This is a genomic window from Gordonia sp. N1V, from assembly GCF_029269935.1.
In the GTDB taxonomy this organism is placed as follows: domain Bacteria; phylum Actinomycetota; class Actinomycetes; order Mycobacteriales; family Mycobacteriaceae; genus Gordonia; species Gordonia polyisoprenivorans.
On record NZ_JARJDD010000128.1, the window covers coordinates 1 to 334 of the forward strand.

At 63.8% G+C, this 334-nt stretch carries 1 pseudogene; it reads right to left on the minus strand.

Features of this window, described 5'->3' with window-relative positions:
- Positions 1-334, minus strand: a pseudogene (locus tag P3L18_RS28415) (hypothetical protein); the annotation flags it as partial.

Consider the following 334-nt stretch of genomic DNA (forward strand, 5'->3'; position numbering starts at 1 on the left):
GTCAGTTGGCCGTCGGGGTCGAGGTGCGCCAACACCCGCGCCCCCAAAATCCGCAAATGGGGTTGACCCCGTTTCCCGGACATCTTGATGGCCAGTGTGAGGCTGGCGGGAGCCGCTTCGAGGTGCGCGGTCAAGGTCGGGGTCATCTGCCCCGACAACCCACTCATCTTCTGCGCGTCTTGCCGGCCGATGCGGATCTGGCGGCGGCGTTGCCGATCCGAATGCCCGGGGGTGAAGAAGCGTTTCGCCTCGCCAACACTGAGCGGTACACCGTTGGGGTCGAGCATGATCTTGGTGATCGTGGTATCACACGACAGCAGTTTCGCGGTGGCTT